Below are 22,264 nucleotides of genomic sequence, written 5' to 3' on the forward strand. Positions count from 1 at the left end.
CAACCACATCGGCGCAGAGCTGCACCGGCAGCACGAAGGCCGGCGGTACCGGCAGGTCCAGCGCCGCCATCCGCGCGAGGTTCGCCGCCTTCGCGCCGACCTCTTCGGCACCAGGCAGTTGGCGCCGACCATCGCTAATTCGTACGATCGTCATGACATCATTCCCTAAGCCGAGAGATCGCTCATGGTGTAGCGCCGCAGCAGATGGCCGAAGCTCGCCAGGCAATCGGTTGCGCGCTCTATCGCGCGCGACAGCTCCAGCGCCGCAAGCGACGCCGTCACGTCGAGACCGCCGGCGAACACGCGCGCCGTGATCTCACGCTCGCTGGCATCGGCCTGATGCTCCGCATCCATCAGCCGCGCCACAGCGGCCAGGGCGTCCTCGGAGTCGGCGCGGCGGCCTTCCTGGACCTCGGCTGCGGCGGCAAGCCCAGCAGCGGCGTGTTCGGTCGCCGTCACGCCGACAGCAGCGAGCGCCTGCAGCGCGGATCTGATCTCGGGCCTCATCGGTCCCTGGCTCAGCGACGCGATGAACGCGGCCTGCTCCAATTCATCGATCGCCTGCTCGATGCGGTCAACCAGCTCGCCGATCACCGGCCGCGCATCGAGCCGCGTGATCTCAGCACGCGCTTCGATGGCAATTCTGTCGGCCTTCTGCTCAATCCGGCCGGCCCGCTCCGCTAGCTGCTTGACCGCCAACGGATCGGGCTCGCTCATCGCCACGGCTTGCTGGACCAGCGCAGCGACGTCGCGCGCCAAGCCGATCTGCCGCAGCACCATGGCGAGCAATCCGCTATCGACGCGGTCGAGATGCCGGACGAGATCGGCGCCGATGCGGTCGCGCGCCAGCCGCGACGACTGCCCTTCCAGCAGCGCCTCGGTCGAGATCTGCAGGCAGGCTTTGAGGAAACTGATCGCGGCCTCGCGTCCCAGCACCTGGTCGAGCCGCTCGCCGAAGCCGAGGCGCGTCGGCGCCGCGCTGCGCACGGCCGCACCGAGCAGCTCGTTGCCGCCAAGCTCCAGGAAGCCGCGATGGCCGATGCGCTGGCGCGCCGCCCATTCCAGGATGCGCACCGCATCGGTCTTGGCGACCCAGCTGCGCAGCAGCTTGCGCGCCTTGTTCCAGTCGATCAGGAACACCAGCGAAGCGCCGATCGCGGCCAGCAAATCGTCGCGGTCGTCGGGCCCGGCATAGTCATAGGTGCCAGTGACGAGATAGAAGGTGCCGTCATCCTCTAGTCCGGCCGCAGAGTGCTTGTCGAGGCCGCTCCATTTCAGCGCATGCCCTTCGAACAGCGAGACGAAGAATTTCGCGCGCGCCAGATGCACGTCGGTGTAGGTGATCGTTACTGCGCTCGCCGTGACTATGATGACGATGACATGCGCGTCTGTGGTGCCGATGTCGTTCTGGATCACCAGGCGATCGCCGGCGCGGATCGCGGTCGCGTCGAGCCCCGGATGGTTGAACTTGAGTGGCCGCGTCTCGTTCAGGCCGCGCATGAAGCTTGCAATCGGCGCATGATCGGCGTCCCGCACGCCGAAGACATGCGCGCCGTCGATGACCGCCTCCGCGTTGCGCGCCGCCAGGCGGTTGAGCGCCTTGTGCAGATCCATCACCAGCCGGTGCAGGCTGTCAGGTCCGCCACTCTCAACGCCGGTCAGTCGGCCGATGCGCGCGATCTCGATCTCCGGGGTCGCATCCAGGTGACCGGCGCTGCGGATCGACGCCAGGCGCTTCTCGAACCGCTGGCCGTCCGGCGGCTCGCCGGCCGCGACCGCGCTGATCATTGCGACAATGTCGCTCTCGACACCCTTGAGCAGCGGCGCGAGCCCTGGCGCGACGACCTTGTCGTCGCCTGCGAGATGTGCGCCGCCGATCAGCGTGACGAGCGCAGCAGGCGCAAGGCCGGCGGCGCGGCTCTCTGCGGTGAGGTCCGGTACCTCGCCACGCGGCTGTCGGGCATGTTGAACAGCCGCCTGCAGCGCGCTGAGGCGCAGCTTGATCCGGTCATTGGCGGCCAATCCTTCCGCGACGAGTCGCGGCAGCAGGATGTCGGGTTGTCCGAGCTCTTTGACGATTTCCGTCTTCATGGGCGCAATGTCTTCGTTTGACTTGGTCGTCGTTTGACTGGGCCGGTTTTGATTTGGCCGAGTGGTAGCAGGCGCAGATGAAGAGCGTTTGCGCTGGATCAGTAATGGAATTGTCACATGCACATCGTGCGCAACTCGCGCAGAACCCGCTGTGCTCAGGTGAGATCAACCACCGGCCCCTAGATTCGGGAGGGCTATCGCTTACGACTGAGATGCACCGCCGTCGCGACGCATACACCTGCAAGTCGGTCACTGCGTCATGCCCGGGACAAGCCCGCCATGACGACGCCGAGGCAGACGAGCATGAAACTCTGATCTCCATCTGAGACATCCCTGCGGACTCCGGCAGCCTCGAACATGACGGAGCGGCCTCGCGGCGAGTGGCGCCCGAGTTGTGCATGCGGTCCGCCCTCCATGACAGGCGGGAGGGCGCAGGGAATGCCGGGTGACAGCCTCACCCATGGCCTGCCTGCGGAAGAAAATGCAGACGGCAGGTACCACAGGCAAAGCCGGAACACACCGGCATTCCCTGCGCGATGGTCTTCACGCTTATACGCAGTCTCTCTGGTGCGCCGGGCTTGTTGGCCACCATCACCGCGCGGCACGTCAGTGCCATCGCGGCTTGACACCCGCATCGGGGTGTCAGGACGCTCCGACTTCACGTCCGCAAGTCATCGTTCGTCCGCGCCTTCGTGAGAAGACGCTGCGATCTCTTGCGGCCATCGCATCCCCGCCTCGCGTGTCGTGACGATCGCGCGCTACGCCCTCCGAGTGAGGCGGGACGGCGAGAGAAAACCATAAATTCCGGAAATGGCAGGATATTTTTATCTTTTCGAATTAGCCGGTGTCCTGTCTGACGGACCTACCGCCAGCATCGCCCATCAGAACGTCGTCGTGGACCGGATGCCGAACACGATCGCGTCGCGGATGCGCAGAGTCTGGGTCGGATCGTTGGGATCGACGCTGCCACCGCCCGGATGCATGACATATTCCACGATCGGCTGAACCGCGACATTCGGCGTGACCTGGAACGAATAGCTCACCTCGAAGATCGCTTCGAAATCCCGGATGGGCGTCGCGATACCCGTGAACAGCTGCAGATCCTGGTCGTAGCGGCGGACATCACGGGAGATCCGGGCATAGGTCGCGGCAACGCCGAACTTGTCATCGGGACGCGCGGCGCTGAAGCCGGTGAACTGGATGCCGCCATCGAGATAGAAGCTGATGAGGTTGCGGTCGGAAGGGCTGACCGACGTCCTGATGAACAGGCCGGCGCCCTTCGCAGGATCCAGGGGGCTGCGCATCAGGAGCTGCTCGAACACGCCGAACAAACCCCGATTGCGGCGCATCCGCGCCGGCTCGCCGGAGCTGAGCGGATCGGCCAGCGATCGGCCGGAGGCGTCGAGAGATTGGTTGTCGAACGAGCCGAAGTGATACCAAGCGCCGGCTGCGATGGTGCCGGGCAAGGCTGTCGTACCGAGCTCGAAATTGTACCGGAGCTGGCCGATCACCCAGGGGGGATCCTGCACGCGGAACAGAATGCCGTGCGGATTTTTCTGCTGGGGATCGCCGGGCCCGGGCGGCGCCGCGTCGCCGTCGAACACCGCGAGATAGCCGACGAGCTTATCCGTCAGTTGTGCCTTCAGCCGGACGCCGGGCACCGCGAGCGGCGGCGATGGTCCGCCGCTCGGCAGGATGATGCCGGCGATCCCCGGCCATCCGAGCGCCGAATTCGCGAACAGGTCGTCATACCTGCTGTCGATGAACTCGATATCCGACGGCTGCTGGCCGACGCGAACCAGAAGCTTGCCGCCAAGCAGCGCCCGCTCGACCCAGAATTCATAGAGCCGGCTCGCCGGCAGCGCCTCGACGCCGCTTACCAGCATCAGATTGCCGACATAGCTGCGCGACAGGCCGTCGCCATGGATCTGGTAGGCGTTGGCGTGGAAGGTCGCGCCGCTCCATCCGACCAGCTTCTCCAGGTCAATGGTCGTGCCGGCATCCAGGCGCCCGGTGTAGATCGCGCCGTTGCGGACACCGCCCACCGGATTGGCGAAGGTCTCGCCAATATAGGTCAGGTTGAACTGGATGCCCCAAGCGGCGAGCTGCTGCCGCAGATCCTGTTGCGTCGTTGCGGAAGCTCGATCGTCGGCTCGGGCGCCGGACCACAGCGTGCAGGTTGCCAGCAATGCAAACGCAAACGATGAAACCCGCACTCTGGCCCAGGCTTTCGAAGTCACGCGACGCTCGCTCTATCTGATCAGGCCGATGCGCTTCATCAAGACATACGAGCCGAGGGCAGTGAGCGCCATCAGCAGAACGGCCGAGATGAAGCCAGTCTCGGAGTCCGTAAACGGCAATCCCTTGGTGTTCATGCCGAAGATGCCGGTGACCAGCGTCGGTGGCAACAGCAGCGCGGTCAGCACCGACAAGATCCGGAGACTGTTGTTGGTCTGCTCCTCCATCTGCAGGTGAAGCTCCTCCTGCAGCAGCCGGCTACGGTCGCGCAGCTCGACCACCATGTGGTCGAGCCCGTCGAGCCGCTCCGCCAGATTGCGGGCGCGCAGCTGCAGCGCCGGCTTCATGTCGGCCGGCACGTTGCGGTCGAAGCGATGCAGCACGACGCGCAGTTCGGACAGATGCCGGTGCACCCTGATGCAGGTGCGGCGCAGTCGGCCAAGTGCGGGGAGCTGGTTGTCGCCCTCCTCCGACAGCAGCTTTTCCTCGATCTCGTCCAGCTGCTGCTCGAAGCCGTCGACGATATGTTCCATCGCCTCGGCGACGTTTTCCACGATCCGCTCGAACAGGACAGCTGCGCTCGGCACACGTTGACCGGCCTCCAGCGACCGGCGGGTCACGTCTACCGCATGCAAGGCGTGATGGCGTCCGCTGACCAGGAGACGCTCGGTCATGACGAAGCGCAGCCGCCCCGTCTCCTCCGTCGATCCACCGATGTCGCGCGCGAGATCGGCGATCACGCCGTGCACACAGTCCTCGGTACCATGCAGCTGCTGAAAGCTGTCCTTCGACAGCAGCAGGTCGCGCGCAGCCGGCGGCAGTTCGGCATGGCCAAGCCACTGCAGGGCGCGCGCATCGGCCAGATTGAAGTGCAGCCAATACCAGCTATCGTGATCGAGATGAAACGGCTGGTCGTTGGCGAGCGGCTGGGGCGTGCCGTCCGCGGTGAAGCGGAAGGCCCACACCAGCCCCTCGAGGGGCGGCGCCGTCACAGCTGCAAGCGCCGCCCGGTCAGCGCGCATCTTAGAAGATCCGGCTGAAGATCACGTAGAGCGAGCCCGACAGCAGGATCGCCGCTGGCAAGGTCAGCACCCAGGCCATCAGCAGGTTGCGGACGGTCGACATCTGCAGGCCGGAGCCGTTCGCCGCCATGGTGCCGGCAACGCCGGACGACAGCACGTGGGTGGTCGACACCGGCAGACCGAACACGTCGGCGGCGCCGATCGTGGCGGCGGCAACCAGCTCGGCCGACGCTCCCTGCGCATAGGTCAGATGCGACTTGCCGATCTTCTCGCCGACCGTGACCACGATACGCTTCCAGCCGATCATCGTGCCCAGTCCGAGCGCGATTGCGACTGCGATCTTGACCCAGGTCGGGATGAACTTGGTGGCGCTGTCGAGCGAGCCTTTGTAGGCGTTCAGGGTCGCGACCTCGTCCTTGCTGAGGTCGTTCTCCTTGTCCTTCATCAGGAAGCGAATGGCTTCCGAGGCCAGGTACATGTCGTTACGCGTGTTGCCGACCGCCTCGGTCGGGACCTTGTTCAGCGAGCCATACGTGCGGACCTGCTCGCCGACGTCCTTCACCAGCACCGCGAGCGACGGATAGGTGCCTTCGTTGATCTTGTGCTGGGACACATAAAGCGTCACGGCCGGACGCGGATCGCCGATCACGTTGTAGCCGGCAGCCTTGGCGGCGATGACCTTGGAGGCCGCCTGCGAGGTCTCCTGGAATTTCGCGATGTGCGATTCCGGCAGCGTGCGGTTCAAAGCATAGGCCGTCGGCACCGTACCGATCAGGATCAGCATGATCAGGCCCATGCCCTTCTGGCCGTCATTCGAACCATGCGCGAAGGACACGCCGGTGCAGGTCAGGATCAAGAGAACGCGGATCCAGATTGGCGGCGCCTTCGGTCCTTCGGGAGCGGCGTAGAGTGCGGGGTTGCGAACCAGGAATTTGAGCAGATAGAGCAGCGCGGCGGCGCAGAGGAAGCCGACCAGCGGCGACAGCAGCAACGCGTAGCCGATCTCGGTCGCCTTGGTCCAGTCGACGCCGGAGGTGCCGTCGCGGCCGCGCATCAGCGCGTTCGCCACGCCGACGCCGATGATCGAGCCGATCAGCGTGTGCGAGGACGACGCCGGCAGGCCGAAATACCAGGTACCGAGATTCCAGATGATGGCCGCGATCAACAGCGCAAACACCATCGCGAAGCCGGCGCTCGACCCGACCTGCAGGATCAGTTCGACCGGCAGCAGCGAGACGATGCCGAATGCCACCGCGCCGCTGGAGAGCAGCACGCCGAGGAAGTTGAAGAAGCCCGACCACATCACGGCGAATTCGGCCGGCATCGAGTGGGTGTAGATCACGGTGGCCACCGCATTGGCGGTGTCATGGAAGCCGTTGACGAATTCGAAGCCGAGCGCGATCAGCAGCGCGACGAACAGCAGCGCGTAGGGCAGATAGGTTGTCACCTTCACGCCGGTGGCGTCGACGTCGACATAGATGCTGTAGGCGACGAACAACAATCCGGCGGCGAGAGTGCCGAGGAAGAGGATCATCGTCAGCGGGTTGAAGCCCTTGTCGAGATTAGGCCGTCCGGCCGGCTGAATGGGCCGCTCGTCTCCGACGGCTTGGTTGACTGTGATATCGGCCATTTGGCTCTCCCCGCTACCCCACAAACTTGGAAGCTTCACTTTGGAACGGGGATACGAAGCGCAGATGACAATCGGTCGCACCCGGACTCAAAACGGTTGACACGTGAGGCAGTCAATCACTCGGATCACGCTCGATCGGTATAGCTGATGCACCCCAGTGCGCCTTCGCTCGCTGGGTCCGCGGGCATAGCGAGGATGCGCGTCACGGCCAACCCGGCCTGCACTCTCTCTGAAGGAGCTTCACCCTCAGCCAGACACGGCTTGACTTCACTCAGGAGCTTCCCCGAGGACATCGCCGCTTGGTGTTGACCGGGATGATGAGCTACGCGCGAGGATTTGCCTGAGACAGCAGCGCATCTTCAAGCGGCTTGGTGCCCTGCCAGCGGGCCCTCACTTTCGCGCTTCCTGTTGATCAGATTGAGCAGCTGGCCGGCAGCCTTCGCATCGCAGAGCGCGCGATGATGGCTCTCGAGCTCGATGTCATAGGTCTGACACAGATGTCCGAGCCCGTAGGACTTATGGCCAGGATATCGGCGTCGCATTCCGGCGCAGGTGCAAAGCTTCGGATAGCGGAATTTTCGATCGAGACGACTGAACTCGTAGGTGATGAAACCGTAGTCAAAATTGACGTTGTGGGCGACGAAAATGCCGTCCGCCATGAATTCCAGAAAGCTGTCTGCAACGGATGCAAAGACCGGAGCGTGGCGAACCATCTCGTTGGTGATGCCCGTGAGCCGGGTGATCTGCGCAGGGATGGCACGCTGGGGATTGAGCAGAGAATGCCACTCATCGACGACCTGATGATTGCGGATCTTGACCGCGCCAATCTCCGTAATTCGGTCGCCGGCGGCCCAGCTTCCCGTCGTCTCGATATCAACCACGATGTAATCCTGCCCAGGGTCGAAGCGAAACTCGACCCTGCCAATCTCAGCCTTTAGCCCGGCTGTTTGCAATTGCCGCAGTCGTGTGAGCTGGTTACGGCGGATGACGTCACCCTCAGCCTTGATTTCCAAGAATGAGACCTCCTCATCGCGAACCAGCATCAGATCAGGGAAGCCGTCGCGCATCGCGCGGAAATCCTCGCACATCGCCTGCAAGATCACGGCAACGCCGTGAGGGCTGGCGTGATCGAGAAGCGCACGGACAGCCTCGATCTGAAAGCGATCCCAATTGAAGATTCCATTGGACCGCCCCCAGCGTGCAGCGAGCATCCGCAAGATCAGCGGCAGGGCTTCACCCGACCTGACGGCGGCAAGCTTCCTCTCCACCTCTGGCTTGAACGTCCGGATGAAGGTGCGGTCCTTGAGACAATGCGGGACCCAGTCGAATCCACTGTGCAACTGACCGGATTCGAACAGCTCATCCCAGAACAGAAGCCCGAAAAGCGTGTGCCACAATGCATTCTCGGCGAAGTACACCATTGCGCCCTGACGGCGCATCACGCCAGCAACGCCGGCTTCCGGGTTACCCCTGTATGTGTCGTCGACTGTGATGCCTTGCCCTGAGCGCAGGAGCTCCGTGCAGAGCCCCATTCGCTGACCACCGAATTTCCGGGCATAGAAGTCAACGGCAAAAAAGTGCTCCTCGTCGCTGGCCGGATCGTCGATGATCTGGCGCAGAAGCGCTTCAGATTCATTTTTTGCGCCCCGGCTGTAGTGAAGGCGCACGAGACGCTCGCGGCATTCGGGAGACGAGCCGGCGCGATAAAGTTGAAGTGCGAGTGCAGGATCGGCGCCCTTCTCGAAGAACTGGCCAAGCTTGAACGCCGCGCGGTTTCTCAGGTCCGAAGCGTAATCTGTCGGACCCGGCGGCCCGCCGAGCAGCGCGACCACTCCCTCCCGATAGATCGCCTCGGCCTTGGTCTCGAGTTGGTCAAGCAGGCGACTATAATGAAAGCAGGCGTGGGCTTCATCGCCATCGGCAAAGCGTGCACTGAACGAGGTCGCACTATTGGTGCGCATGATGCCGAGATCCCGGAGCGCGAAGCTCTTGAGATCCCGCTCCGTCTTGCCAAAATAGAGATAGAGCAGAAATTCGATGGGCTGCGTGTTTCGAAGCGCGATGAAGTGTTTTCCGCCACAATGCCGGGCAGCGACGTCGAAAGGAACATTGGCGAGAAAGTAGTCGGTGAGCTTGGGCTTCGACCAGGACTTGCGAATATCACATCTTCCAGATGCATGCGCCGCCGTGACAAGGATGTCTTTGGGCAGGCACGTGATGAAAGCAGCGTAGTCGTCCGCCTGCAGAGCACGGGCATGGCCGCTGGCAAGGAGATCCCGAACCGCGGCTTCGACGTCCACGATCTCAGGATATTTGAAGTGCGTCCGATTGAAGATCGCTCCTCTTCGATTGACCATGCGAACGAGCAGGCATTGTGCATCCCTGGAAAGATCGTCAAATCCTTTGATGAAGACGTGGTGCTCGTGGCTCAGAACGGAACCATAGGTCCTCTTCACGAAGTCGAGCATCTCGGTGAAATGATCCAGATAGTAGTAGACAGGAAGAACTTGCGGCTTCATCCGTGGCGCTCTTTTCATGCCTTTCATTGCGTCTAAGAAGCGCGTCCGGCCCCAAGCGCCATTTTCCTGAGGCTAAGCTAGGCTTAAGCATCGCGCGCACTCTTGCCGTCGGCCGCAATTGTTCTATTTTTGTTCTTTCGACCCGATCTGTCAAGGGCTCTAGGCGCTCGTCGCCGAACCAAGCCAGGCACCATCGCCAGCCGGGGGAGCGCAAGCCTTCGGGCGAATGGACGTCTCTTTCGGCTCGTGTCCAATGATTCTTGCCCGGTGAGAACCCTCCTGCTCGGTGTGATAACCTCATCAAATCCACCGCCCCCCTGTCAGCAGACTAACGAATGGAGGCTTTCCCGGACTACGAACATGTGGCGATCGAGAACGAGATCATAGATCTAATTTCGCGAAAGCCGAATTTCAACTTGCGCCGTCGGGCAAATCAGTGGTTCATAGGCTGCTGGCTCAACTCTGGGAGGCAGCAATGGCCGAGCAAGCAGGTCCGAAGTCCGACCTTGTTCATATCTCAAAGTTGAATGGCGAGTTCCGGCGAAACTACGGACTGCTGCTGGGAGCGTATCTCTATCTTCGTTCTATCGATGCCGCAGGCCAGCGCCCGGTCCGCAGGTTCGGGATCTTTTCCGTGCTCGGCTCTGCGCTTGCGGCCGTGATCGCCCGGTATGGTCTCGCCTGGTGACGAGACGGGCCACCGCGCGGGCTAGACCTGCTTCCGTCTTGAAGTACAAGACGCCATGGTCCAGGCGCCCCTGCTCCTGGAATCTGATCGTCAGGCTGGCATTGGCGACGATCGGAAGAACGACATAATCGAGGATCGACGTGTTGTGCTCACCGAGCCGGATCGCGATGATCCATCCCTCCGGCAGATGCCGGCAGGACACTGTCCAAAATGGCGAGCATGCCCGCCGAGAGGCGCCCGTCCAGAAGGCGATCCGAAAAACGAGATGGCACTTGGGGCCGACAACAAGATGATGTTCCGGAGCCGTATAGACATGTCCTTTCACCTCGCCGAAGCGGACGCTCATCGCAGCCCGCGTCTTCAATTGCTCGCTGACGCGCGAAGACAGCTTCAGAAGGCGATCCGACCAGGTCCGTCTGACATCGAGATAGTCGCAGCGCCGGCTTGGCGTAAACCCGACCAGCTCATATGCTCGTCTGAGAGTGCCGAAATGATCCATGTAGGTCTTGCAGCAAGGCAGGCCCACCGTCGAATTGATGATCGAGGGACTGAGCGATCCCTTTTTCTTCAGTGTCTGTCGAAGTCGAAGCAGCATCTCCTCTTCCGACAGGTCGACGCGGCGTTCCGCTATGATTTTCTGCACCCGCTGGAAGAGATCGCGTTCGACAGTTGGCTCGAGGGCGGCTTCGCCGCGGACCCATTCTTCGGGCGGATTGTAGACCGAGATCCCACCGAGCTTGCGAGAGCGGCGGTTATAAACGATGTTTCCCAGATAATTCTCGTTGCGCAGAATTCTGCCTACCATCCCTCTATTCCAGACCCGACCGTTGGCTGCCGGAACGGCCCGCGCGTTGAGCTCGCGGGCAATCGCCGTTTCGGACCGCAGCTGAACAAAGCGTCTGAAGACCCACGCGATCGTCGCGCGATCGCTCACATCGCCCGGCTTCAGCCGGACGTGATCAGTCATCAGATACTTTCGGTCTCCCCTCAGCAACACCTTCTTCTGCTGCAGCCTTTCGTCGACGAGCACGCGCTGGAGCCCGAACATCGTCTGGCCACCCAGATTGAAGCCCATCCGTGCAAACCGGCATGAACCGGCGTGAACCTTCTGCGAAAGCTCGCGGCTGTACTCCGCGGCCATCACCCTCTTGAGGTTCTTCACGATATTGGACAGCATGCTGCCATCATTATCGAACTGCTCAGCGCAATAACTGACCTTGATGCCGGCCTGCTTGCAGATGAATTCGTAATGCGCGGCCTCGTCGACGTCCTGAAATCGACCCCAGCGGCTGATGTCATAGACCAGGATGTGGTCAAAGCCGGTCCGCCCGCTGCTGACGTCATCGATCAACTTGGCAAGTCCCGGCCTGTTCTTGATCTTGAGACCGCTCTCGCCATGATCCGCATAGGTCTTGACGATGGAAAGCCCGTGGGCGTGGGCATAGGCCGCAATGACTGCAGCCTGATTCTGGATCGAGTAGCGCTGATAGTCCGTCGACATGCGAACGTATTGCGCCGCACGCCCGTTTGGTGATTGCGGGAGATGAGTCTCACGGACGACGAGCGCATTGACCATCACCATGCCCTCAGCATCTTTCGTGAGCGCCATCAGACGCTTCTTTCGGTCGAAGGACAAGTCCAGCTGCAGCCATGAAGGGCCTGCTGGCAGGCCGACCATCGCTCCTGCCATTTCCAGCGGGGCTATTCACTCTCTCGGCCTAAAGCCTTGATCCACCCTGCGACATCGATCATGCAACGATCCGCTTCCGCCCCATGAGTGCCATTATCAAACTCGATTGACCTATCCGATCCTCTGGTCACGGGAGATGGGTGCACAGTCTGCGAGATCGCCTCGTGAAGATCTCCTCGCTGGCCCGTTGTGAGAGCGTCGAGAGCACTATGTGGCAAGACCAGACACCAGAAACTTACGAGGTGTGTCCTGCTATTCGTCCAGAAGATCCACGAACTGTTCGATTCTTTGCAAGACAGGCTCGCTGCTTCGTCCAGCAAAGACGACCCGATTGCCGTCGCGCTGCAGCAGCCGTGAGCACGACCGCCGGATCCGTCCCGGCAGCAGAGTTGCCGCAATCGCTTCTGGCCCGACATCGAGGCGCATGATCCCGCGCTCTCTGCAACGTATCCTGAGCTCGGCAATCGCGAAAAAATTGCTGGCCGCCGGCGGCAGAGTACCGAAGCGGCGCTGGGTTTCGTCCCGAAGGTCCTCCAGCTCATCATCGGTCCGGCACCGAGCGGCGCGAGCGTAGATCTCGATCCTGACCACTTCGGACTGCACATAATCCGAGGGCAGCAGCTCCGCGACCGGCAGGTTCAGCTCCGGAATCCACAGCGCCGACATTCCGTCTCGATCTCCCTCAAGAGCCAGGGTGAGAAGATGGCCATAGAGAGTCGGGCCAAACACCTGCACGTGACCTGACTGACGATCCGACAGCATGTCGCCACCGCCGCGGAGATCGAGATCGCGCGCGCTGATCGCAAAGCCTGCGCCAGGACGGTTGAGCTCTTCCAGGACTGACAGGCGCTTTTCCGACCGGCCGGAGCTGCCCTCTGTCAGGAAATGCGCAAATGCGCGGATGCCGCCGCGCCCAACCCGGCCGCGAAGCTGATGCAATTGTGCGAGGCCAAATCTTTCCGGCCAGCAGACGACGATGGTGTTGGCGCGCGGGATGTCGAGACCGCTCTCCACGATGTTGGTCGCGAGCAAGACGTCCGCCTCGCCCTCGACGAACGCCATCAGCCTTTCGTCGATCTCGTCGGCAGACAGCTTGCCGTGAAGCGAGATGATCCGCAGTTCAGGCGCCAGTGTGTGGATCCGAGCGAGCATGGGATCCAGATCTTGAATCCTCGGGCAGACCACGAAGCTCTGGCCATTGCGTCGATGCTCGCGAACCAGGGCGGCGGCAATCGCGATGTCCGACAGGGGCGCCACTTTGGTCACGACCGGCACCCGATGCACTGGAGGTGTTGCAATGACGCTGAGATCGCGCAAGCCCGTCAAGCCGGCCGCAAGCGTACGTGGGATGGGGGTCGCACTCATCCAGAGCCGGTGACCGTTCTTGTTGAGGCTCGAGAGCAAGGCCTTATCGGCTGCCCCGAAATGCTGTTCCTCGTCGATGATGACCAGCCCGAGATCAGCAAACTTGACCTCCTTCGATGCCAGCGAAAGCGTCCCGACGACGACCTTGAGCTGGCCGCTTTTCAGCCCTTCTCGTACCTTGCGGGCCTCGGCGGTCGCCGCGACCCGCGACAGATTTCTGACCTCGATGCTGAGCGCAGCGAAGCGCTTGCGGAACGTCTCGACATGCTGCCGCGCCAGCACAGTTGTGGGGACGATGATCGCGACCTGCCTTCCGGCCAAGACGGTCGCCGCGGCGGCGCGCAACGCCACCTCCGTCTTGCCAAAGCCGACATCACCGCAGACGATCCGGTCCATCGGGTGGCCCGATGCAAGATCATCCAGCACCTCGCGGATGGCCTTGGCCTGATCCGGCGTGGTGAAGTAAGGAAATCGCGCGACAAATGTCTCGTAGCTCGCCGGCCGCGGCACGAGCTTCGGAGCCGGCCGCCGCCGGCGCTGGCTCATCTGCCTGGCGAGCTCCTTGGCGACGACATGGATCTCGGTCTCAGCAGCGGCCCGCCGCGGCCGCCATGAGCTGCCATCGGCCTTGTCGAGTGAGGTGTCGCCGAGCTCGTTCGCGTACGGCCAGATCAGAGCCAGTTCCGTAACAGGCACGAGCACTGCATCATTCCCGGCGAACACCAGCCGAACCATCTCACGGGCAGATAGGCCGGCGCTTCCCATCAAGCGCAATCCGGCGAGCCGGGCCAATCCACGTTGCAGATGAACGACCACCGATCCAAGCTCGGGCAGATCAACGGCTTCAAAGCCCGGTGACCAGGCCCAGTTCGCCGGCTGCGGCTGATGCGCCCTGCTGCCGAGAACGTCGGATGCGGTGATGACGATAATCGGCTTTCGTCCTGGGACGACGAAGCCGGCGTCGAAGCCGGCCAGCAAGGCTGCTTCCCGCCTGCCTCGCGCGGTTGCCTCCGCCCAATCGGCGGCACACTCGGCTTTGACGCCGCTCATCACGGCCATGAGCCGCAAATCCGCCTCGACCGCTGCAGCAAACACAAGACGCGCGTCGCCATGCCGGGCTTCCTCGATGAAGGCGCGCAGCGCCTTTCGGGGCATGGCCTCCTTGTAGAACTCCGGCGTTGCTCGGTATGGCGCCGTCGGCAACAGCAGATCGATTCTCTTGGCCGCCAGATCCCATTCGCGGCGGCTCACATAGGCACGATCACGTTCGGCGCGGGGAGCTGCGTCCTCGATCGTGCCCAGCCACGTGCCGGCGTGTTTGGGCACCTCGGCATCGGCGATCCACGTCGCCCGCGCGCAATAATCGAACACGCTGGCCTTGTTCCGAGCTCGCGCCTTGAACGCCAGCTGTTCGGACATCGGATCGATATGGAGCTCCTTGAACTCGGAGATCACCTCCTGATTCAATGGATTGAAGGCGGCAATCCGCCTGATCCTCCCTCCCGAATGCTCGACCCTGAACGGGCCGCGCGCGCCGGCCGGGAAAATCTCGAACGTGTTGCCGTGAAACAGCACGCCGCCGGGATAATCCGGACTGTCGTCCAGGTCATATCCGAGCGCAGCAAACTGAGCCTCGAATTGCGGTTCGGAGTAGGTTTCGCCGACCCGCAGCAGCATGCCGATTGCCGACCAGCCCGACGGCAGCGGCAGGCGCTCCATGAGCGCCTCGACCGTCGTGATCAGCAGGACGGGCGTCTTCCGCCGCGCCAGGCGTCTCAAAACCGAGCTTCGCCTGCCGGCGATGTCGCGCGACGGCTCCAGCAGATCGAATGGCAAGGTGTTCAGTCGTGGATAGACGAGCACATCACACGCTGGCTCGATAACCTGAATGATGGAGGCCAACCGCTCGGCGCGGCGCTCATTCTCGGCGAGAAACACGAGGCCGCCCCGACCAGCCTCTTGCCACTCGGTCACCAAGTGAAGCGCCAAGAGCCCCAGAGGCGACGCGGAGGATATGGCAGGTCGCGCGACCGCCAGCTTCTTTGGCGCAGCCGGCATCGCTTTGCGCGGAACCGGCTTCTTTGTCGAGGGGGACTGTTTTGGTGATGTCGTCTTCCGCTGCATCAAGCTGCGGGGATTGCGAAGGACTGAGGGCAAAGATAACGACTCGCGCGTCATTGAGGGCGCCAGGCGAAAAGCCCGGCGAATCTGACGACATCTAGCGGATTCGGATCCTGAAGGGCACCCAGGATGTGGCCGCAGCAATCAAGCGCAACAGTCGATCGTCCAACCCCACCTTGTCAACGAAACGAAGCGTTCAACAAGGATGGCGGCAAGCAAGAGCTTCACCTCGCCGCAGACTCGTAGCACGAAGCGCGACATGACCGGCACTCAATGTGCTGAAACCGAGGAGCGCGGGTTGTGTGTCGATCGTACCCCATTGCGCACGTTCGGCTTTGCTCACTCGACGCAGCCAGGTCCTGCCCCCCATGAGTCACTGCGCCGTCGCGGAGCGAAGGCAAAGAAGGCACCCGCAGGAGGGGCAGCATGGCGGCCACCGCGTCAGCAGTGGGACCCGGGACCGAGTGCGGTCGCGAGACCGGTTAACAAGGCACCCGCGTTTGGGGCAGTGATAGCGATGCCGCGAAGCGGCAGCCCCTAACGCGAGTGCCTCCGGCGAGCGACACCATGAAGCCTTCTTCTGCAGCCGATGGCACCATTCCTTTCAGCACGGCGCCGTAAGGATCGCAGCAGCAGCCTCATCAGAAGTGGTCATGCAGGTCCAAGCACATGCGCAAGCGCGGAGGCGAGTTCGTCGCTCTTGAACGGCTTCGACAAGCGGGGCAGATCAGGCGCAAGACCTTCTGTTTCCGCGTAGCCCGAGATGATCAGAACTCCCGCCCCAGGGCGAACCGCAAGAACAATGCGAGCCAATTCGACGCCGCTCATCCCTGACATCAGATGATCGGTTACGAGCAGATCGATTGGTTCACCCCGGTGCACAACGCGGAGCGCCTCCTCAGCCGAGGAGGCCTCAACGATGGAGAAGCCCAAGCGCTCCAACATATCTGCCGTGCTGGCGCGGACCAGATCCTCATCATCCACGAGGAGCGCGTGGCCGCGAGGTCCGGCAAGGGCCCGCGCATCAAGTGAGGAAGGCCGTGTTTCTGGAGCCATGTCGCTGCGCGGAAGCCAGAGCTCAATGTTTGTGCCGAGCCCCGGCCGGCTTCTGATCGTGAGCGCGCCGCCGAGCTGCGAGGCCAGGCCATGCACCATGGACAGCCCAAGCCCTGTGCCCTTGCCGATGCCTTTGGTGGAGAAGAACGGCTCGACAGCGCGCGCAATTGTCGCCTCGTCCATGCCGACGCCGGTATCGGCGACGGACAGCCAGACGTAGTCCCCCGGCCGCAGGGCCTGGTCGTTGCGCGGTCCGACACTGGCCGTTTTCGCGCTTATCCGCAACGTGCCACCCCCCGGCATCGCGTCTCGCGCATTCACGGCCAGATTCAGGAGTGCCATCTCGAGCTGGTTGGGGTCGGCTTTCGCAGCCGGCAGGTCGCCGGCAACGTCGACGGCGACCTCGATCTGTGGCCCGGTGGTGCTCGATACGAGTTCGGCCATGCCAACCACGAGAGCGCCAACATCAACCGACACCGCCTGCAAAGGCTGCCGCCGCGCAAACGCCAGGAGACGCTGGACAAGCGTCTTGGCGCGCTCTGCCGACTGCATGGCGCCTGAAATAAGCCGCTGCTCGCGTTCAGAACCGAGGCCTCTGCGCTGCAGCAGATCGAGCGCTCCCACAATGGGTGTCAGCAGGTTGTTGAAATCGTGGGCAACGCCTCCCGTGAGCTGCCCCATCGCTTCCATCTTCTGCGACTGTCGCAGTGCCTCTTCGGCCTGGGCAAGACGCTTTTGCTCCTCAAGCCGTTCTGTCACGTCGCGCCCGGTCAGAAACGCGCCGATCTGTCGGCCGCCCGCATCGCGCAGGATCTCGAACCGCATCTCGTAGGAGCGACGGCCGAGCTCCGGGTCGCCCCACTCGGCGGAGGCCGTGAAGGCCGTACCCGCCAAGGCGCGCGCCCACACCGCCTTTGCCGCCTCGAGATGCTCTGGCTTGTGGGCAAGCAGATCAAGGAGACTGTCGCCGATGCTTGGTCGAACGCCGTACAGGCGCTGATAGGCATCGATGCATGCGGGGTTGATGGCGAGCCAGCGATAGTCAAGGCCCAAGGCTTGAATCTGCTCCTCTGTGGTGTCGACAATGCTGGCGAGCAGATGCCGCTCAGCGGTCCGCTCCGCCACGCGTTGCTCGAGCGTGGCGTTCAGTTCGCGCAGCTCTGCCTCCACGCGCTTTGCCTCGGTAATCTCCTCGGCGGACACGGTAATGCCGACGATCTCGGCGGCAGCGTTCCGGAGCGGCAGCCAATTTTCTCTCCACGTTCGCTTGACGCCCGGCTTGGCCGCGGTCTCGCCAACGAACTCCGAGCCAAAAATTGCCTCGCCAGACAGCACTCGGCGCAAAGCGCTGAGCGATTGGTCTTCGAGCGCCGGCACCATTTCACGGACAGTTCGACCGATGTGATCGGCTGCTGGCTTGCCGTTGATCTCCGCAAGGCGTTCATTGATGCGGACGTAGCGCAACTCGCGATCGAACACGCAAAGCCCAATTGGTGCGGCATCATAGACGACGGCGATTTCGTCCGCCCTCTGACGAGCCAGCGCCTCGCTCTCGCGCAGAGCCCTCTCGGCTGCGCGCCGCGGGCTAATATCCTCGACCGAGACCACGACCCGACCTGGTTCGCCCGGAAGCGGAGCACTTGCGATCCGCACCGGAAGCAGACGACCATCTCGCAGCCGATACTCCTTCTCATACGGCTCCCACCAGTCCCGCTCGCGCGCCTGGGCGATGGCAGCCTCATCCTTGGCCAGGTGATCGGGCACGGTGATATCTCGCCAGTCCCATCGCCCCTGCTCGAAGTCCAGGCGGCTGTAACCAGTCATGGCGAGAAAGTGATCGTTGATGGCCAGTGTCTCGCCTGTCTGCGCGTCGAAGATGGTGAAACCCATCAGATCCGAGTTGAAGACGCCCTCGAACCAGGCGGTTGCCTGCCGCCGCTCTGTCACATCATCAGCGACACCCGCGCAACGGCGAACGCCGTCAGCCTTTACGGGAAATGCGCGATCGCGGATGAAGCGGACCTCGCCATCCGGTCGAATGATACGGTAATCGATCTCAAAAGGCTCGCCAGCCGCTTGGCGTGAAGCCATCGCGGCGACACGCTCTCGATCTTCCGGATGCACAGTCTTCAGAAAGAGCGTCAGATCGGCGAGCAGTTCGGACGCGGGGCGCCCCCAGACCCTCTCATAGGCCGGGCTGAGATAGAGAAGCCGATTGGCATCGACGTCGGTGACATAGAAGACCTGATTGACCGCTTCTGCCAGCTGTCGAAAGCGCTCCTCGCTCTCGCGCAACTCCATACCCGTGCGCTTGACTGCGTCGATGTCGCTGATCGCCAGGGAGAAGGCAGTGACCCGGCCATCACGATCCTTGATCGGTACGGCGGCGACCGTGGTCCAGATTTCACGCCCCTTGTCGTCTGTAAACAGGACCTCCACTCCAGGGACGACGCGCTCACCACGGATCGCGCGGGCGCCTGGGAAATCATCCGGCTTCAGCACTCCTCCATCCGCTGACCGACCGCGCCACCGGGACGCTGATCCAGGATCTCTTGAAGGAATGCGGTTGGTCTGCAAGAAGCGACGCGCTTCAGGATTCGACAGGCTGAGACAGCCATCGGAGCCAAAAATGCCCACTCCCACAGGGAGGCTGTCGATGACGGCGGCCAGCCGGGCCTCACTGGCCCGGAGCGCCTGCTCAGCCTGCCGGCGCGCGATCGCACCGCGGGTCCGTCTGGTGAAATCCCCAACGAAGGCGATCTCCTCCTCTGTCCACACGCGGGGTACTGCGGAATGGACGAACATTTCCGCCACCGCGCGACCGTCCTCGATCACCGGCACATCAAGGTGGGCCCGAATCCCCAGCTCCTCGAAGGCAGACGCATGAAGGGCGGTACGAGGGTCGCTTGTGACATCCGAGTTCGCGACAACCAGACCCTGCAGAAGCTCGTTGAAATAGGCGCCGTAGCGCTCGAAATAATGGAGACCGGCAACGTCCGAGAAACCCGGCGCGCTCCAATTTCGCTCGACGTGGATCGTGCGCACCTGTTCGTCCAGCACACCATAACCTGCCCGGCAGGCGCCCAGCGCCTCGCCCAGGATCTTGGAAGCGACAAACGATAGATCGGCAGCCTCGGGAAGATCTCGCAGGCTCTCGTCCAGAGCGATCAAAGACGCGCGACGCCGCTCGGCGAGCACTCGTTCCGTCGTTTCGACCACAATGGCCAGCACGCCGACCGGGACACCGCTCTCGTCAACGACAGGCGAGTAGTCGAGGTTCATGAAGACCTGCTCTGGCCGGCCATGCCTGAACAGAGTAAGCTCCTGGTCGCTATAATGTAACGTGCCGCCTGCCAGCCCGACCTTCATGACGTTGTCGTTGAAGTCAGCAACCTCGGGCCAACCTTCGCGAACGTTGGAGCCAAGTAGCTTCGGATGGCGTGCCCCGGCAAGCATCGAGTACGCGTCATTGTAGAGCATCACCCCTTCGCCGCCCCACAAAATCACCATGGGCACAGGCGATCGAAGGAGGATCGTTGCAGCGGTTCTCAGGCTCTGGGGCCAATGCTCGATCGGACCGAGTGAAGTCTGCGACCAATCGAAGGTCCGAATGAGCCGGCCCGCCTCTCTTCCGCCAGCCAGAAAGCTCCGGTTTATCTCTTCGTGCAGCCCCACAGACACCGTCCTCCTCGGGCGGCCGCGCCCGTGGCCGTTCTATCCAATAGTTGGTTCAACTAAGCTCGCGTTTGCAGCCCACGCAAACCTCGCCGTAACGAAAACTCCACCAGTGGCCTAAGGTTCCAGGCGTTACTGAGGCTGCATACGAATCTGCGATCGGTCCCGATGCCAAGCAGGGCGAGACTTCTCGTCGCAAGCCCAATTCTTCGCCATTCTATCCAAAGCACGCACCAAGGCCCCAGATCTCTTCCCCGGTCGGCTTGTGGCATCTTGACTGTGTTCAGCGGGGAGGCCGCCCTGGAGCAATAAAGCCGTAGGTACTCCCCCGGCGCGCAACGAATTCGAGAAAACCCGAGCATTTCTATGAGCACAACTCAGAGTGACCACTTCAGGCAGCGCCGGCTCGTTGAGTTCAAGGATGGATGCCGCTATGGCAGATTCGGGAAGACGAAAGCTTATGAGCTGATCGCGCGCGAACGGATCAAGGCTTACAAGATGGGGGGCAAGACACTCATCGACCTCGACAGCATCGACGAGTATCACGCCTCGCTGCCTCGTGTTGAATCACGAGCAATGATCTAAGCCCGCTTTTGCAGCGGCGGGGCCTCCCCCACGAAGCCGATCGAGCGGGTCGGCCCGATTCTGCATCAGGCGCACACGTTCCGGTCTTGAAGGCGGTGCACGTCGCTTCACTTACGCGAACATGTACCGCAGCGAGACAGCCCGCCCGGTCGACCGGCGGAGTGATTTGAAGCGACCCACGCAGGCGCCGCCTTGCGGGCTGAGCGTGACGGAACCTGCCATCTGCTGCCTAGTTAATGCAAATTGCGAGGGAGATCCGATGTCCATTAAGCAGTTCGAGGGTATGAGCCCGGTCTTCCTACCAGAGCGCTTCTTCCACGGGCGGCTGGAAGGATGGGCTGTGCTCGAAAGCCTGATTGGCGGTCTATTGAAACGGGCAACGATCACGGCGGAGGGCCAATGGGACGAAGCGAAGCAGGTTGTTCAGTTCGTTGAGACCTACCGTTTCGATGATGGACACGAGGACACGCTCAACTGGGCGATCAAAAAGCTTGGTCCCGGCAAGTATAACGGTTCAGAGCCACACCTCGAGGGGGAAGCGGAAGGCGACCAGGCTGGTTGCGCATTTCATTGGCGTTACACGAGGGAGACACCGCAGTCCGACGGGAAGACGACCAAGCTGAACTTTGATGACTGGTTTTATCTCATCGACGACAACGCATGTATCGTTCGCGGAACCGCCGGCCGGGCGGGGCTTCCCTTCGCGACAGCGCATGTGACATACCGCAGGCTAGCCGGACCATAGCAGTGCCCCGTGACGCAACACTCGCTTCCGATCCATCCTGATCCAGGACGAAACGGTGTGCCAAAGGCGACCCACCAATATGGCCGAGAGCGTCGGCCGATGGCAGTTGTTGTAGCGGAAGCCAACTCAGAGCTCAGTGATAACTAACCCAATTTGCAGACTAGCAAGGTCGGTCCGAAGCTCAGCGAAGTGCAAACAAGGCACCCGTAGGAGGGCCAGCATGGCTGGCTGCCGACTCGTACTCTTCAACGTAAAGAAATGCGTCTAATATCGATTTGGACTGCCGCAACCATATTGGGTGGAATAGCTCCCTGAAGTGCAGCTCAACAAGTTGGCACGTCAGAACGAGCGTCAGTTGATCCGCCCCACCCTCACCCGGCTCGAAGAGGTTTGCTGACGAGAGAGTTCTGCTACCGCTCTCACGCAACAGTGTGGCGGCATTCACTGGACCGAGAAATGTCTCGCCCTTGAATGCAAAGAGATGATGCCGAGTTGGCTTGAGAGTTGCCGAGATCGCAGTGCGAAAGGTCGGCTCACCTTGCGGCTCGTCTCGGCCGGTCGGCCACTGCGCGAGTGACCGAACAACCAACTCGACGCTTTCGAACATGACGAAGCAATTTCCCTTCCGCAACTGTGAGTCACGGCCATTCGGGTCTGTCAAATACAGCTCGTTGCCAACGATTGTCGCGCGTGTCTCGGCGGAATCCAATGGTCGCAGCTTCTCTACCATCTGAACGCACCACGACCCTAGCACGGCGGGGGATGTTTTGTTCATCACCTGATGAACGCTATCCAGCAGTACCCATGCCATCGCTTACCAGTTCCCGAACTAGGACTCA

At 62.2% G+C, this 22,264-nt stretch carries 12 protein-coding genes; 2 read left to right on the forward strand and 10 right to left on the reverse strand.

Annotated elements, in window-relative coordinates; all coding sequences use genetic code 11:
* The 9 genes from BRAO375_RS38915 to BRAO375_RS28115 all read right to left on the reverse strand — a co-directional run.
* The coding region (locus BRAO375_RS38915) for a PEP/pyruvate-binding domain-containing protein (protein ID WP_175345381.1) at positions 1-154 on the reverse strand (154 nt) is incomplete at its 3' end.
* 11 nt (positions 155-165) lie between these two features.
* Positions 166-2,091: a DUF47 family protein gene (locus tag BRAO375_RS28080; RefSeq protein WP_009030816.1), complete on the reverse strand. Its 1,926-nt coding sequence runs from the start codon at positions 2,089-2,091 to the stop codon at positions 166-168.
* Between the two features lie 881 nt (positions 2,092-2,972).
* Entirely contained in the window at positions 2,973-4,331 is a 1,359-nt protein-coding gene (locus tag BRAO375_RS28085) for a carbohydrate porin (protein ID WP_139031495.1), read from the reverse strand.
* Positions 4,332-4,343: 12 nt separating this feature from the next.
* On the reverse strand, positions 4,344-5,351 hold the full coding sequence (locus BRAO375_RS28090; protein ID WP_009030818.1) for a transporter: 1,008 nt from the start codon (positions 5,349-5,351) through the stop codon (positions 4,344-4,346).
* 1 nt (position 5,352) lies between these two features.
* The gene (locus BRAO375_RS28095) at positions 5,353-6,981 is read right to left on the reverse strand and encodes an inorganic phosphate transporter (RefSeq protein WP_009030819.1); all 1,629 of its coding nucleotides are present in this window, start codon (positions 6,979-6,981) and stop codon (positions 5,353-5,355) included.
* Between the two features lie 359 nt (positions 6,982-7,340).
* Entirely contained in the window at positions 7,341-9,500 is a 2,160-nt protein-coding gene (locus BRAO375_RS28100; protein ID WP_009030820.1) for an exonuclease, read from the reverse strand.
* A gap of 584 nt (positions 9,501-10,084) precedes the next feature.
* Entirely contained in the window at positions 10,085-11,866 is a 1,782-nt protein-coding gene (locus tag BRAO375_RS28105; protein ID WP_009030822.1) for a recombinase family protein, read from the reverse strand.
* A gap of 264 nt (positions 11,867-12,130) precedes the next feature.
* Complete coding sequence (locus BRAO375_RS28110; RefSeq protein WP_009030823.1) at positions 12,131-15,301, reverse strand: DEAD/DEAH box helicase; 3,171 nt, start codon at positions 15,299-15,301, stop codon at positions 12,131-12,133.
* A 714-nt stretch (positions 15,302-16,015) separates the two neighbouring features.
* Positions 16,016-19,930, reverse strand: coding sequence for a PAS domain S-box protein (locus tag BRAO375_RS28115; RefSeq protein WP_244423346.1), 3,915 nt, complete (start codon positions 19,928-19,930; stop codon positions 16,016-16,018).
* A 531-nt stretch (positions 19,931-20,461) separates the two neighbouring features.
* Between BRAO375_RS28115 and BRAO375_RS28120 the strand changes: the two genes are divergently transcribed.
* Both BRAO375_RS28120 and BRAO375_RS28125 read left to right on the forward strand, forming a co-directional pair.
* Positions 20,462-20,680, forward strand: coding sequence for a helix-turn-helix domain-containing protein (locus BRAO375_RS28120; protein ID WP_009030825.1), 219 nt, complete (start codon positions 20,462-20,464; stop codon positions 20,678-20,680).
* Between the two features lie 259 nt (positions 20,681-20,939).
* Positions 20,940-21,425: a DUF3833 family protein gene (locus tag BRAO375_RS28125; RefSeq protein ID WP_009030826.1), complete on the forward strand. Its 486-nt coding sequence runs from the start codon at positions 20,940-20,942 to the stop codon at positions 21,423-21,425.
* A 181-nt stretch (positions 21,426-21,606) separates the two neighbouring features.
* Here BRAO375_RS28125 and BRAO375_RS28130 read toward each other — a convergent pair whose 3' ends face one another.
* Positions 21,607-22,236: a hypothetical protein gene (locus BRAO375_RS28130; RefSeq protein ID WP_009030827.1), complete on the reverse strand. Its 630-nt coding sequence runs from the start codon at positions 22,234-22,236 to the stop codon at positions 21,607-21,609.
* Positions 22,237-22,264 lie beyond the last annotated feature (28 nt).

The sequence above is a fragment of the Bradyrhizobium sp. ORS 375 genome, assembly GCF_000239775.1.
Classification (GTDB): Bacteria; Pseudomonadota; Alphaproteobacteria; order Rhizobiales; family Xanthobacteraceae; genus Bradyrhizobium.